16 protein-coding genes are annotated in these 13,634 nt (G+C 57.1%); 10 read left to right on the top strand and 6 right to left on the bottom strand.

The window, feature by feature from the left end; genetic code table 11:
* A partial coding sequence (locus tag EN857_RS32875) for a response regulator (RefSeq protein WP_135859680.1) occupies positions 1–400 on the bottom strand: 400 nt, incomplete at its 3' end.
* Between the two features lie 466 nt (positions 401–866).
* On the opposite strand from EN857_RS32875, the gene EN857_RS32870 reads away from it, so the two are divergent.
* Positions 867–1,112 carry a hypothetical protein gene (locus EN857_RS32870; RefSeq protein WP_135859679.1) on the top strand — a complete coding sequence of 82 codons (246 nt, stop codon included), beginning with the start codon at positions 867–869 and terminating at the stop codon, positions 1,110–1,112.
* A gap of 207 nt (positions 1,113–1,319) precedes the next feature.
* On the opposite strand, the gene EN857_RS32865 is transcribed toward EN857_RS32870, so the two are convergent.
* Together EN857_RS32865 and EN857_RS32860 are read right to left on the bottom strand one after the other, a co-directional pair.
* Positions 1,320–1,622 carry an SgcJ/EcaC family oxidoreductase gene (locus EN857_RS32865; RefSeq protein ID WP_135859678.1) on the bottom strand — a complete coding sequence of 101 codons (303 nt, stop codon included), beginning with the start codon at positions 1,620–1,622 and terminating at the stop codon, positions 1,320–1,322.
* A 217-nt stretch (positions 1,623–1,839) separates the two neighbouring features.
* A complete protein-coding gene (locus tag EN857_RS32860) occupies positions 1,840–2,049 on the bottom strand; it encodes a hypothetical protein (protein WP_245511370.1) in 210 nt (69 codons plus the stop codon).
* A 236-nt stretch (positions 2,050–2,285) separates the two neighbouring features.
* On the opposite strand from EN857_RS32860, the gene EN857_RS32855 reads away from it, so the two are divergent.
* The 3 genes from EN857_RS32855 (at position 2,286) to EN857_RS32845 (ending at position 4,453) form a co-directional block, all read left to right on the top strand.
* Positions 2,286–2,426, top strand: a complete 141-nt coding sequence (locus EN857_RS32855; RefSeq protein WP_245511369.1) for a hypothetical protein — start codon at positions 2,286–2,288, stop codon at positions 2,424–2,426.
* A gap of 235 nt (positions 2,427–2,661) precedes the next feature.
* Positions 2,662–3,387 carry an excalibur calcium-binding domain-containing protein gene (locus EN857_RS32850; RefSeq protein ID WP_189521681.1) on the top strand — a complete coding sequence of 242 codons (726 nt, stop codon included), beginning with the start codon at positions 2,662–2,664 and terminating at the stop codon, positions 3,385–3,387.
* A gap of 232 nt (positions 3,388–3,619) precedes the next feature.
* Positions 3,620–4,453, top strand: a complete 834-nt coding sequence (locus EN857_RS32845; protein WP_210235154.1) for an NYN domain-containing protein — start codon at positions 3,620–3,622, stop codon at positions 4,451–4,453.
* A 12-nt stretch (positions 4,454–4,465) separates the two neighbouring features.
* Here the strand turns inward: EN857_RS32845 and EN857_RS32840 are convergent, their stop codons facing one another.
* Positions 4,466–5,101, bottom strand: a complete 636-nt coding sequence (locus EN857_RS32840; RefSeq protein ID WP_135859676.1) for a recombinase family protein — start codon at positions 5,099–5,101, stop codon at positions 4,466–4,468.
* 207 nt (positions 5,102–5,308) lie between these two features.
* Here EN857_RS32840 and EN857_RS36395 point away from each other — a divergent pair, with 207 nt between their 5' ends.
* The 5 genes from EN857_RS36395 (at position 5,309) to hxsA (ending at position 9,265) form a co-directional block, all read left to right on the top strand.
* Positions 5,309–5,446: a YHYH domain-containing protein gene (locus EN857_RS36395; RefSeq protein WP_135859675.1), complete on the top strand. Its 138-nt coding sequence runs from the start codon at positions 5,309–5,311 to the stop codon at positions 5,444–5,446.
* Between the two features lie 519 nt (positions 5,447–5,965).
* Positions 5,966–6,232 (top strand): hypothetical protein, encoded by a 267-nt coding sequence (locus EN857_RS32825; RefSeq protein WP_135859674.1) that lies wholly within the window; start codon positions 5,966–5,968, stop codon positions 6,230–6,232.
* The gene (gene hxsB, locus EN857_RS32820) at positions 6,229–7,638 is read left to right on the top strand and encodes a His-Xaa-Ser system radical SAM maturase HxsB (protein ID WP_135859673.1); all 1,410 of its coding nucleotides are present in this window, start codon (positions 6,229–6,231) and stop codon (positions 7,636–7,638) included. Before EN857_RS32825 ends, hxsB begins: the two co-directional genes overlap by 4 nt.
* On the top strand, positions 7,635–8,735 hold the full coding sequence (gene hxsC, locus EN857_RS32815) for a His-Xaa-Ser system radical SAM maturase HxsC (RefSeq protein ID WP_135859672.1): 1,101 nt from the start codon (positions 7,635–7,637) through the stop codon (positions 8,733–8,735). Before hxsB ends, hxsC begins: the two co-directional genes overlap by 4 nt.
* On the top strand, positions 8,732–9,265 hold the full coding sequence (gene hxsA / locus EN857_RS32810; RefSeq protein ID WP_135859671.1) for a His-Xaa-Ser repeat protein HxsA: 534 nt from the start codon (positions 8,732–8,734) through the stop codon (positions 9,263–9,265). Before hxsC ends, hxsA begins: the two co-directional genes overlap by 4 nt.
* A 433-nt stretch (positions 9,266–9,698) precedes the next feature.
* On the opposite strand, the gene EN857_RS32805 is transcribed toward hxsA, so the two are convergent.
* Positions 9,699–10,418, bottom strand: a complete 720-nt coding sequence (locus EN857_RS32805) for a DJ-1/PfpI family protein (protein ID WP_135859670.1) — start codon at positions 10,416–10,418, stop codon at positions 9,699–9,701.
* A 243-nt stretch (positions 10,419–10,661) separates the two neighbouring features.
* On the opposite strand from EN857_RS32805, the gene EN857_RS32800 reads away from it, so the two are divergent.
* Positions 10,662–12,431, top strand: coding sequence for an adenylate/guanylate cyclase domain-containing protein (locus EN857_RS32800; protein WP_135859669.1), 1,770 nt, complete (start codon positions 10,662–10,664; stop codon positions 12,429–12,431).
* Positions 12,432–12,660: 229 nt separating this feature from the next.
* Here the strand turns inward: EN857_RS32800 and EN857_RS32795 are convergent.
* The coding region (locus EN857_RS32795; RefSeq protein WP_135859668.1) for a tetratricopeptide repeat protein at positions 12,661–13,634 on the bottom strand (974 nt) is incomplete at its 5' end.

The following is a 13,634-nucleotide window of genomic DNA, read 5'->3' as shown; positions in this document are numbered from 1 at the left end:
AGGTCAGCTCGATTAGATGCCTGATGAGGTCATCGGGCATAACGGGTTTCACAAGACGCCGAACGCCCGAGAATTCGCTTGGGACAATGGTCCGGTCATACCCGGTGACGAATATGAACGGGATGCCATGCGCCTTCAATTCGGCCGCGACGGTGAAAGTCGCGGCAGCACCCAGCTTTATGTCAACCGTGGCGCATTCCACGTCCTCGCTGGCGATTTTCCTCGATGCATCTTCAGGATTAGCCACCGGGCCAATTACCCTGCCGCCAGCTTCGGTGATCGCCTCTGCGAGTTCGGCGGCGATCAGATACTCATCCTCGACGACAAGGACTCGGCGTCCCTGCAGTGGCGCTGCCCGCTTGAACTGGCCTGAATTAATGGGAACGACAGAACACAACATCGACGGCCCCCGTTGGGTTGTCGCGTCATGAAGAGAGTGTACACCTATTGGAGGGATTAGCGAGTCAATTTGGCGAGAACCGAATAGCCCGGCTGCTCGGAACATGACCGAGCGACCCGACCTGGTGCCGGGCTATTCAGTAGGCCCGCTGCGGGGGTTGGGTTGGCAACGGGGATTTTCGACATGGTTCAACGCGTGATAGGCGGCGTAGTTCCCGACCGCGCTATCTAATATTAGCAATCGCTTGACGAAGTCGCCCGCCGCACCAGACTCATTCCCATGGCGAAGGGCTCCATCAATTCGGCGACGACGTCGCGATCACCGCAACGGTGCGCAAGCGCGTGACTGAGGATCGGGTCGCCGTCTTGGTACCGCGAACCGGCGCGACTTATGGCCCGCTTTACAACCAAGAGGCGACATAGGATTGTTGTCCTAAGTGGGGGCGACACTCTCACAGGAGGTCGCAGTGGTCAGGCGCAACAAACCCAAGCAGTCATCGGGTCCGGAATTGGAGCGGTTCCTACAGGCAGCGAAAGGACTGCATCAGAGCATCGTCGAGCCGCTGATATCGCCGCAATGCGATCACTACCGATCGATGCAGGATCTGCATGAGGCGCTGTTGAAGACGGTGCGAGAGGTCACCGGGAAGGAAGCCGAGTTCATCCGGTGGAACGGGACAGGACCGGTGCAGCAGTCAAGAAACTCTCTTTAGGCCGAGTGACCAGGGCACTCGGTCCCAATTGAGTGAACTCTAATATTCGAATAAATTAGTCGGAGCGGGATTTGGGGCTTCTTCCTTTCCCGCAAAGACCGGCGCGGTGCGATAGATCTAGCAACGAGCGCCCGACCGCGCCGGCCATTTCACGCCCTACCCTGGTCAACGATGGGCTGGTGAGCGATTGCAGACAATTCCAATAAATTAGCAGCCGCTAATGAGCGGTGCTGCATCGGTCAGCGTCCAGGCATAGTGAACCGATGCAACGCCGGGAGATAGTTCGACAATTGACGCGACAACACCCTCCAACCGGCTGTCACGAAACATCGTTTCATGAGTTGCGCGGTGCGCCGCTTCGATCTCGCTGCGGTTCTTCCACCACATCCCCACGACATTAACGAAGTTGGCGTCCTCGGAGAACAAAGCACCAAAGTCGTCCATGTCGTGTCTATTCCAAGCATCGGCAAAGGCTCTCCCGGCGTCGGCGGGTCTGCTGATCAGCCTCATGACATTAAAATCTCCCTTGCTTCTGCCAGGCAGGCGGTGGCGATGGTAGCGGCATCTTCGGACGTTGTCACCGGAACGGCACGTGGGAGGTAGCGGGCTTAGGTTCTGATGCGCTTGGAAAGTGCGCGCCACAGGTCGGTTTCGTGGGGCAGTGCCGTCATTAACAGTTCTGCACCTAGGGATTTTCTTGGAACACGTTCCGCCAAAACCTGATAGATCAGCTCTCAACTGGCGGCGGCCGTTGACGCCATTGCATGACCTGCAAATAGGCGGCCGCCGCTGCATCGCATTGATGGCGAGATGGGCCATTGGAATGCAGGATGACTTCGGCCATGCGTCGTGAAATGCCGTGCTTCTCTGCAAAAAAATCGACCTCATACGGAAACTGGTCCGAGTAGGGGTCGCTGCTGACCATTTGCTTGCCCAAAAATGATCCTCCAACCTCTGCCTGGGATCAGATAGAACGAAGTCGGCTATCATTGGTTTCGGCCAGTGCCGGGGATTTCTTCCAAGGTGATAGTGCCGCGGAACTTTGTACGACGCTGGCGGCGATGACCAAGGTTTCGCATGCGGCCTTGCCGGCGGGGCTTAGAGGATACTGCCGGAACCAATTACCACTAGCCGGCTTATGGCGAGAAGACTGTCGGCGCCGACATCATCTCGGTGGCTGAATTGACCCAAAAGCTTTTTGCTGACGCCAAGGCAATCGGGATCGGCAGCTCGGAGATCGAGGAAGAAATTGGGAGCGTCTATGAGGTGATCTTTGACGCGACCGTTCATCGCGAGGCCGACGTCGCGGATTGAGCGATCGGATGCGGTTGACCAATGCTGAACTCATAGACCTTCTCGTTGCTGCGGAGTATTGACTGCAAATAAGACTTCTCTAGACCCGCGCCGCATTTGGGAGCATTCTCAGGCAGGGGAGAAGGGCTTGGATAGATCACGTCACGACAATCGATCTGACCAATGGCGCAAGCGCACTGGCGCGAAACGCTCACGCGCCCTCCGGTGGGCTAGCGTACCGCGACGGCTGGTCTTCGTGACCGTCGGCGCGGCCGCTGCTTTAGCCGCGCTGACCGCCATGAAGCACGCCGACAGCTTGGATGAGTTCAGTCTGCAGAGCTTGATCAGGCCTAAGCAACCGGAGCCGATCACAGGCGTCGCCTCCGTCATCGACGGCGATACGATCGAAGTCCACGGGCAGCGAATCCGCTTCAACGGCATCGACGCACCGGAGAGCAAGCAGTATTGCGATGATGCAAAGGGCTTCGAATATCCCTGTGGCCGGCTATCGGCGGAAGCGCTCGACGGCTTCTTGGCGGCTTCGCGACCGGTGCAATGCACGTTCGTCGAGTGGGACCGCTATCACCGCTTCGTCGGCGACTGCCGGCGCGCCGACGGCGCCAGCGTGGCGGCGTGGATGGTCGAGCACGGCCAGGCGCTCGATTGGCCCCGGTACAGCCACGGCGCCCATGGGCCACTGCAGGCCAAGGCGGAAGCGGCTAAGGTCGGTCTGTGGGTCGGCAACTTCGAACCGCCTTGGGACTGGCGTGCTTCACACGCCGACGGCGCGGCACCATCGAGCCAGCCGCTCGGCATCGTCAGCAGTGAGCTGGTCGCGCAGAGCGGCTATTCGTGTGAGCCGCGACGGTACTGCTCGCAAATCAGCTCGTGTGACCAAGCCCAATGGTATCTGCACAACTGCTCATGGGGCAGCAAGCTCGATCGCGACGGCGACGGGGTAGCGTGCGAGACGTTGTGTTGAAGCTTTGCGCCACGCGATCACGTGGCATTTTTGTACCCGAGTCGGCTTGAAAAGAGGGACCTTATTTACCATTGTTGTGTTTCTGTTAGCGCTGTCGCGCGGGAACAATCCTCTCCCTTGACGAGTTAAAACGGTTGCGGTAGCTCTACCGCCGAAACGCCCCTGGCAGTACGTTTCCCCCTCAGCGAGAGCTGATCATAGATGGGAAGCCGAGCCCAGGGGCTTCGCATATATGAGCCCCTCGATGCACCGGAACCGGTTAGCAGTCTTAATTGATGGCGGCTTTTTTCTAAGGCGGCTCAAGCCTCAATTTCCAGGCATCGATCACACCAATCCTAAGGTAGTCGCCCGCCTCATTCATGCGCATGCCATACGGCATCGCTATCAAAAAACTGGTCGCGACGAGAGCGGCCGGCACATTTTCGAGAGCTTTGAATTATATCGAATTTTTTATTACGACTGCCCACCATTCTCAAAAAAGATGCACTATCCGGTCACGAAAAAAGCGATTGATTTCGCGAAAAGCGAACAAGCTGTTTTCAGAAACACGCTACATGACGAGCTGCGCAAGAAGCGAAAAGTTGCCTTGAGGATGGGGCATCTACTTGACACTTCATCATGGCGTTTGAAGGCATCCACGCTAGCTGCGGTACTAAAGGACGAAAATACCGAGCTTGGAGACGAGGATTTCGAGCTGGACACCATCCAGAAAGGAGTCGACATGAGGCTCGGCCTCGATGTCGCGGCGCTCTCCTACAAGCGTCTTGTTGACCAAATCGTCCTTGTCGTTGGAGACAGCGATTTCGTTCCCGCAGCCAAGTTGGCCCGTCGAGAAGGGATAGACATCATTCTGGATCCCTTGGGACAAGCCGTTCACGCACATTTGCATGAACACACTGATGGAGTCCGAACTCCGCCGATGCCAGTTACACCTCCGGCCAAGAACGGAGCGCCAGGAGCCACTCAGAGCAAAAAGTCCAAGAAAGTGCCAACTTCCGTCGAAGCCGTCGAGCATGCTGAGGAGACATGGAGCTTGCCCGAAGACGAAGACGAAGACGGCCTTTGATGGTTGGAGCGCCTATAGCGGAGACAAGAGGACGGTAATCAAGTTCTTGGCTGTCTGAGGATAAAAGCGGTTGCCGTTTACCGTGACGAGACCCGCCTCGTTCAAGTGGCGAGCCAGCTCTGAATATGACATCGATGGCCACGTGGCGGGAAGGGAACCGCGAATTTGGTTCGCAAACACCACTGCCCTCGCGCTATTTGCTGCTGCCAAGACGCTCCCATTTTTTCCAAGCACGGCTCCTCTACGCTTAGCTTGGACCAATGCAGCTTTCGTCCGTTCTGAAATCAGCCTTCGCTCCTCCTGAGCCAGAGCTGCGAAAATATGTAGCTGAAAGTCCGTGGCATTAGGCATCTCGACGATAACGAGACGAACTCCCTTCTCCATCATCGCCGAAATGAAGCTGACACGCCTGGAAAAGCGATCCAAACGGGCGATCAACAGGGAAGCTCCGGCTTTCTTCGCCGCGTTTATCGCTTTTGCCAGTTCAACTCGTCGATCGTTCCTGCCAGATTCCACCTCGACGAACTCTCCGACCAGCTCCCCATGGGCATCAGCAAATTGCCGAACCATCTGCTGTTGAGCCTCTAACCCGAGGCCGGATCGAGCCTGTTTTTTGGTCGAAACCCGATAATAGCCGACGTATTTCATGACCCTCCGTCAAACATAAACGCTGGTTTATGTTTTAAGGCTTCCTCCCTAAAAGCGGTCCGAGGCAACGAGGTGGCGCTGAGCAGCGGGTGGCCTAATGCTTTCTTTACCTGGTGATCAAAGTCTTCTTGTCGCGGGTTCCCAGCCCGTGTCTATTGTTTGTGCGGCCATTGTGAGTCGCGATTAGACAAAACATAGGGGTTAATAATGAAGTACGCATTGATCGTTGCTTGCCTGCTCTCCTCGATGATGGGAAATGTCGGCGCAGCAGCCGCACACAGCGGTGGCACGGACGAAAATGGGTGCCACACAAACCACCAGACTGGCGAGTACCATTGTCACTAATGGTCAGCGAACTGATGAAGCTGTTGTGCTTGCTAACTTACGCGGCTGTTTTTGGGCCTAGCATGTCTCTTGCTCAGACTTTCAACGGCTACGACTGTACTCAGGACTGCTCCGGTCATCAGGCCGGGTACGACTGGGCGGAGCGCAACGGCATTGAGAGCGCTTCGGATTGCGGTGGAAACAGCAATTCGTTCATCGAAGGCTGTCAATCGTATGTCGAAGAGAATAGCGACTCATCAGACGAGGATGGCGAATAACTGTCGACTTGAAGCAAGGCCAAAGGGACCGCCGGCGTTCATTAGGCTTTGTTTGCTTGTGGGCGGTCCTTGCCCTCGGAAGGCTTTAGGTGCGCCCGCGCAACGAACTTGCAAATCCCTGGACTTTCAATCCCCGATAGTGATGTAGGCTTGGGCTATCGTCACTTTCTTCCCTGAGTTCGCCTGTCCGCGAAACACTGTGCAATGTTCAAGCCGATAATTTCCCGTATTACTGCCAGCTGGGTTGGGAGAGGTTCCAAGGGTGGATGATCCCGTTCTAGAGCGAGCTACAATCGACATCGCACAGAGCTTTCGAAGTTTCGTGGAAGGTGCATTGCTTCGCGTTCAAATTCAGTATCCCGCGCTGCGCTTTCAGGTTACGCCCAATGGCATCGAGGTCGCCGCTCTTCCTGCCGACCGTTTAGACGACTTACGGAAGAACGTGCTCCATGCGGTTTATCGAGAGAAGATTTACGCTGACACACTGCCGCTTCGGCAAGCCCTTATCGATGCGGTGACTGCAAAATGACGGTCTGGCCACTTAAGTTTCGAGAGTGTGGCGATGGACGATTTCTGCTCACCGATGATGCCGGCGGCTTCTTCCTCAGCAGACAACCGTTTCTCGAGCGATATGCCGCTGGCGAATTGTCGCCTGTCGATCAGGAATTTCTTCGCGAAAACGGTCATGCGTTCGATCGGGAAGGCGATCCCGACTGGACGGCGTTTGCCTATCGATGGGCACAAAGGCAGGCAATCCAACAGGAGCTTTCCTACGTCATCCTTGTTCCAACACTACGGTGCAATTTGACATGCGGCTATTGCCAAGTTTCACGGGCGCCCGAAACAGCACGGGGTTTCGACTGGAGCGAAGAAACACTCAACGCGGCGCTCGACTTTATCGGAGCGATGAAGGGTCCGCAGATCAAAGTCGAGTTCCAGGGCGGCGAGCCTTTGCTGCGGATTGATCTGCTTGAACAGGTTCGTTCATTCGTCCGCACGCGGTTTCCCGGTAGCCAGTTTGTCGTCTGTACGAATCTGCAACGCTTGGGCGATCGCGAATGGGCCTTCCTTGACCAAGGGGATACCTTCGTCAGCACGTCGCTCGATGGAGATCGAGACACCCACCAGCGCCAGCGCACCCACGATGACCTGGCAACCGATACGTTTTTCAAGAATCTTGCCGAGGCTGTGCAGCACCTTGGACCGGGTAAGGTATCCGCACTTCCGACGATCGACGTTGACGAGCCGCCAGACTTCGAGGAGTTAGTCGGCAATTTTGAGGGTTGCGGCGTACACTCGATCTATCTCAGGCCGATAAATCACCAAGGGTTCGCCCGTCGCCGAGGAAGCGATCCGAATTCGATAGCTAAATGGAATACGCTTCATTCCGGCTTTATCGACTACTTGATTGAACGGAACCACCGGACCGGTCGATTCGTCGAGGAATATTATTTTAGCCAGTGCTTGCGAAGGTTTCTCCGATCGGGTGCCGACGATCATGTTGATTTGCGCAATCCCAACTTTTCCGCCTCGGACTACATCGTCATCGATCACGACGGGCAGTTTTACCCGACGGACGAAGCCCGGATGCTGTCGCGCATAGGGCGTGTTGATCTGTCGATTGGTAGCGTTGCGGCAGGCATCGACCAGGCGAAGGTTCAGTTGCTCAACCATGCATCGTTCAACAATTTCGATCCAGACTGCATCCACTGCGTCTATCAGCCGTTCTGCGGGACAGACGTAGTGGATGATTTATCGAGGAACGGGCGAATTGACCTAGCTCGTACCGATACTTGGTTCTGCCAGCGACACATGTCCCTCTTCGACAAGATCGTTGAAGTCATCCGTCGACGCGATGAGCCTGCGCTAAAGTCGGTAGCCAAATGGGCTCGAGTACCCTCTTGGGGGGATCACATGATCCCGGTGCATGCATGATCCCGCTCCGGCTGAAAGTCGATGCTGACGCTGTTGATCCATATGTGGTTCGGTTGCGGTCGTTCGAAGGAATGCCTCGACCACCAGGCAATTTCGATTATCTCGAAGCAGCATTAGAAACTGCCGATGGAGAAAACGCGCTCTTTACCGGGGCGACTGGCAATCTTCGCGTGTTTGGGGTCGATCCATCCGAACTTGACGGCGATATCGTGTTCGTCGTGCCAGCGCGGAAAACAGCACATCGGCTAATTCGGGCGAATTCCCAGCACAACACGCTTTTGATCACTGAACGTTGCGACCAGCTATGCGTGATGTGCTCGCAGCCGCCGAAAAAGCATCACGTCGACATGTTTCCATTTTTCGAGACGGCCGTGTTTCTGGCCCCGGAGAATTCAACAATAGGCCTGTCAGGTGGAGAGCCTACGCTTTTCAAATCGGAGCTGTTCGAATTCTTGCGGGAGACCATGGAGCGGCGGCGCGACATCGACTTTCACATCCTGACCAACGCCCAGCATTTTGATCGCGCTGATCTCGCGAAGCTTCGCGATTTGGATTTGAGTCGGATTCTGTGGGGGGTTCCCGTCTACTCGGGCGTTGGTGCCATCCACGATCACATCGTCGGAAAGCCAGGAGCCTTCGATCGGGTCAGGAAGAACCTTTCCATCCTTTGCGAGGCTGGAGCAAAAATCGAATTGCGGACGGTGCTGATTAAGCCCAACGCACCCGGGCTGCTGGACTTGGCAAGGTTCGTGGCGGTCGCCCTACCATTTATCGACACCTGGGCAATCATGCAGCTCGAAAATATCGGCTATGGCCGACAGAACTGGGATTCGCTGTTCTTCGACAGTTCGGAGGGCTTCGACATGGTGGGCAGGGCTCTGGATTTCTCCATCAGCCGCGGCATCGATACTAGACTGTACAATTTTCCGCTATGCACCGTTCCATCTGAATATCGAACTTTCGCACCGTCCACGATCTCAGACTGGAAACGAGACTACGTAGAAGATTGCGCCGATTGCAGTCTTCGCAACGAGTGCGGCGGTTTCTTCGAATGGCATCCAAAAGCGCACGGGTATGGAAGGTTCGGTGTCGCATGAAGAGACGAATTTTCACGATCCCCTCCTTGATCGCAGCCGGGTTCATGCCGGTTGAAAGCATCGCGATGCCGCTTGTACCCCCCAGTGAAGGAGGTAAGTCAAAGTCGCTATTCGACATTTTCAAGCTCGATCACAAATTCACATTGGCCGGCCATAGATCGCATAGCAGCCATCGCTCGCACAGCAGCCACCGATCATCATCAGGAGGCACAATTTATCTGCCTAGGGCGCCCGTGTATTCCGCGCCAACTTATCAGCCACAGGCACCTGCGTATCAACCACCCGCAACTAAACCGCCTGTGTCGGCACCTCTGACGACGCTTCCCGGCAACGCCAACAAGTTCAAGGAAATCGTTCTTCAGGTTCAGTTCGCGATGCTAGCTTACGGCTACTACACGGGGGAGCTGGACGGTGCGATGAACCCCGAGATGAGGTCGGGCCTGATGAAGCTGCAGTCAGACTACAACCTCAAGGCCACAGGAACAATTACACCCGAAACGTTAAACGCGCTGCGCATTGTCGCTCAGTGACTGCTTGCCTTGAAGTTTCATCCGTCGTCCAACTGCTGGCAGGCTGGTTCCTCACGAATCTTCTCCGCAAGTGTGCCTCGGCCTATGCATGTGCAGCGAAAAGCGTTGAAGCAGTCAGTGCTGTGAGTACGGCATCAAGCGATGCGCAGCCCGGGGCGGTTCGACCGAAGATTGGGCGATAACGCTGCTTAAGCGTGAAGCCAGGTATTTTGCCTACGTGACGATGTAAGATGCGGCGCCTACTCGGTGGCTTTCGACCAGCTTACCCGTTCGAGCGCCAACAGCCTGGCAAGGTCATCGTGATCCCAATGCCCGCCGAAGCAGACATCGCCGGTTAGCGGCGACTTGCAGCGGACGATTCGACGGGCGAAAGTTTGCGAGGTCGTACCTCCGCATCTACTCCTGTAAGGCCGGCACACCGCCGATGAGTTGGCTAAACCTTCCTATGCGAAACCTTCTCGAGCCCCCGCTTGATGCCCGCATGGGCCTCCTCATTGCGGTGAACCATCAGCGCCGTGGCCGCCTCGGACGCCTTGTCGGGATGGCCGGCATCGAAAGGTGGCGACGGGTCGTACTCAATCCCAAGTTGGATGGCCTGCGCGACCTCCGGCCCTGCAAATTCGGCAATGATGGTCAAGGCGAAGTCGATGCCTGCAGAGACTCCACCCGACGTGAAGACTTTGCCGTCTCGGACGACACGTGCCTTTTCGTGTAGCGCGCCAACCAGAGGCAATAGGTCGACATAGGCCCAATGCGTCGCTGCCCGACGCCCCTTCAGCAGCCCGGCTGCGCCAAGAAGAAACGCGCCCATGCATACCGATGTCACGTATTGTGCGTGAGCGCCCTGCCGGCGAATGAAGTCGATCGTCACTGCATCGGCGAGCGCTTCCGCAACGCCCGAGCCGCCCGGCACGCAAAGGAGGTCGAGCGCGGGGCAAGTTTCGAAAGTGCAACTGGGCATGATGCCAAGGCCGCGGTCACTCACGACAGGCAACATCGTCTTCGCGACGACGTGGGTGCGCGACTGCGGGAACTTGCTGCGAGCCGAGATAGAGGGCGGCGTTGCAAGCCGGCTCAGGACCTCAAACGGGCCGGTGAAGTCTAGTTGAGTGATATTGGGGAAAATCACGAAGCCGACGTTGAAATCAGCCATGCACGTTTCTCCCCCAAATCCGTGAAGCCGAATTGGCGCGGATGAGATCATCGCGCCTAGTCACGATGTCCGCAATGGGGTCAAGTCGCTCATCGCAGATGACCGCGCGGGACGCACTCCAAGCCCTTTCAACAATCGCCGGCAATGTCGCACTGCGGACCCGAAGCGGCTGCAGATCGAGCCTATCTAAATGAAGCAGCCCTAATGAGTCTGTGCTATGTCCGTGAGTGAAGGAAGGGGCAAATGAGCGAGACCCGCAAGCTTGCGGCGATCCTGGCAGCCGATGTCGTCGGATACAGCCGACTGGCTGGCTTGGACGAAGATCGGACTATCGCACGCCTCCGGGCCCTCCGCAGCGACCTGGTTGATCCTACGATCGCGGTATACATCGGACGAGTGGTGAAACGCACCGGTGACGGAACCCTCGTCGAGTTCCGCAGCGTGGTCGATTCAGTCCGTTGCGCTATCGAAGTGCAGAACGCCATGCTCGAACGCAACGCCGGCGTGCCGCCTGATAGACGTATCGAGTTCCGCATAGGTATCCATGTGGGCGATGTAATCGAAGAGAGCGACGGCGACTTGATGGGCGACGGTGTCAATATTGCTGCCCGTCTGCAAAGTATCGCCGAACCTAACGGTATTTGCCTGTCGGGTGCGGCATATGAACAAGTGCGCGACAAAAAGCTGAAGGTTGAATTCGAGGATATTGGCGACAAAGAACTCAAAAACATTGCACGGCCGGTGCGAGCCTATCGAGTAGCCTTAGACCGTGACCCCGAAAGAGAGCCGACACTGCCCGGCCCTTTCGGAGGAAAACTGGCCGCGCCCGACAAGCCGTCGATTGCTGTCCTGCCGTTCCAGAACATGAGCGGTGACCCCGACCAGGAATATTTTGGCGACGGCGTCGCCGAAGATATTATTACGGCCCTATCCAAGCTGTGGGGCTTCTTCGTTATCGCGCGCAATTCGACCTTCGCGTACAAAGGCAAGGCGCCAGATATCCGTCAGATCGCGCGTGAGCTTGGTGTTCGCTACATACTGGAAGGCAGCGTCCGCAAAGCTGGCGAGCGGGTGCGGGTAACTGGGCAGCTTGTCGACGCGGCCAGCGGCAATCACATCTGGGCAGAGCGCTACGACCGCCCCGCCTCTGATATTTTCGCCGTGCAGGACGAGATCACTCACAGCGTTGTCGCGGCGATAGAGCCGCAGATTTACGCAGCTGAACGCCTTCGCCTTCAAAGTAAGGCGCCGGAGAGTCTCGATGCCTGGGGCTGTGTTGTCCGGGCAATGCCTTATATCTGGACATGGGTTATTCAAGACGAGGACACTGGCATCAACCTCCTGAAGCGAGCGATTGAGGTTGATCCCCACTATGCACGCGCCCGCAGCCTACTCGCGTGGGCCTTTGCCACCCGCGTAGTCTCAGGCAATTTGGAATTTGCTCCAAGCATATCCAGTGCCCTCACCCTCGCCCAACGTGCGATTGACCTCGATCCCGACGACGCATGGGCCCATTTTGCGGCGGGTTACGTATTTGCGATGTCGAGACGACTTGGGCCGGCGGTGGAGGAACTGAACGAGGCACTGCAGCGCAACCCGAACTTTGTATTCGCCCACATAATCTTGGGAGTAGCATATGGCTATGCCGGACTTGCCGACGATGGCCTCCGTCAGCTCGAAATCGCACGACGATTGAGTCCTCTTGATCAAACCCAAGCGGCCAATCTTTCGGTCGAAGGGCTTTGCCATCTAGTCGCCGGGCGCTACGCCGAAGCGGTAAGTGCTGAACGTCGGGCCGTACAGATGAGACCGAACTTTGGAACCGCTTGGCGCACACTCACGGCAGCCGCAGGACTAGCCGGTGATCTGGAAATCGCACGCCAAGGACTCGTCGAATGCAAACGCTTACAGCCGAATTTCAGCATCGACTGGGTCGAGAAATACCACCCACTGATACGGGCGGAGGACCGCTCCAGATATATCCAAGGCCTACGAAGTGCAGGCCTGGAATAGTCCAGGCTAAATGGCGTCAGCCGACAGCTCCTTGAGATTGAGCAGTGCTTGGCCACAGCACCCGAGGCCCACGCGACGAGTTGGGATCAGTGACCCACCCCTGACATGACGCGGGATCGCTTGTACGGCGCCATATGGCGATTTGTGCCGAGCCGATGCCACCCACGGGGGCAGTCTTTGCGATCTCGGTGCGTTCCAAACTCATGATCGTTGCGCCAGCCCGGCAGCGCTATTCCGGCAGCCCCGCCTTTCGCAAACCTTCTGCAAGCAGAGCCATATCGGCCGGACGGCTAGTTGGCATGACATCGGCGAGATTGGAAATGCGTTGGCCGGGGTCGAGGGCGAGCATTCGGCTCACCACTTTTTGCGCATCCTCGCTTCGGCCAGCGTGAGCATAGCTTGCAGCCGCATAGCGCAACGACCCCAAATAGTCCGGTTTTTCCCGCAACGACCTTTCCGCCCAAGATGATGCCTCCTCAAATCGACCAGCGTAGAGATGGGCCACTGCAACCGCATTCTGCATGTCGAACATGAGCGGGTCGACGGGACTCATGCGTATCGCGGTGGCCAGGTGCCGGAGTGAGGTTTCCGTATCGCCGAGGTCGGCCCTGACCCAGCCGCTGAATAGCCACGCAGTAGCCAGGTTCGGATTGAGCGCAAGCGCGCGATCGATGAACGCTGCCCCGCTATTATTGTCGCCCACGACGAAGGCGAGCGCGTTCCCGCCGCGGGAAAGTGCGATCGCGTCATCCCTGCCCAAATCCACAGCCTTCAGAGCCAGGCGCTCAGTTTCGGCGGTTTCCTGCTTGCGATCCGTCATCCAGCCGTTGGCCTTGCGCATGACGGCACACCAGGCGGCCATGCCGTATGCCGAGGCAAATTCAGGGTCGAGTTCGATGGCCTTGTAAAACAACTGGAGGGCGTTTGCGTTGGATTCCCTGGTCACCTGGTGGAGGCTTGCTATCCCGCGCAGATAGTAGTCATAAGCGTCAAGGTGCTCGGTCGGCTTGCGCTTGGCTCGCTCGATCTCTGCCTGTTCCAGCTTCGGAGCGATCGCTCCAACGACACTGCGGGTCACTTCCTCCTGCAGGTCAAAAACGTCCTCCAGCCCGCCGTCGAAACGGTCGGCCCATAGATGTGCTCCCGTTGTCGCGTCGATAAGCTGCCCGGTGATGCGAATCCTGCTCGCCGCCTTGCGCACGC

The sequence above is a fragment of the Mesorhizobium sp. M4B.F.Ca.ET.214.01.1.1 genome, assembly GCF_004791545.1.
Classification (GTDB): domain Bacteria; phylum Pseudomonadota; class Alphaproteobacteria; order Rhizobiales; family Rhizobiaceae; genus Mesorhizobium; species Mesorhizobium abyssinicae.
This window is presented reverse-complemented; position numbering and strand designations above follow the sequence as displayed.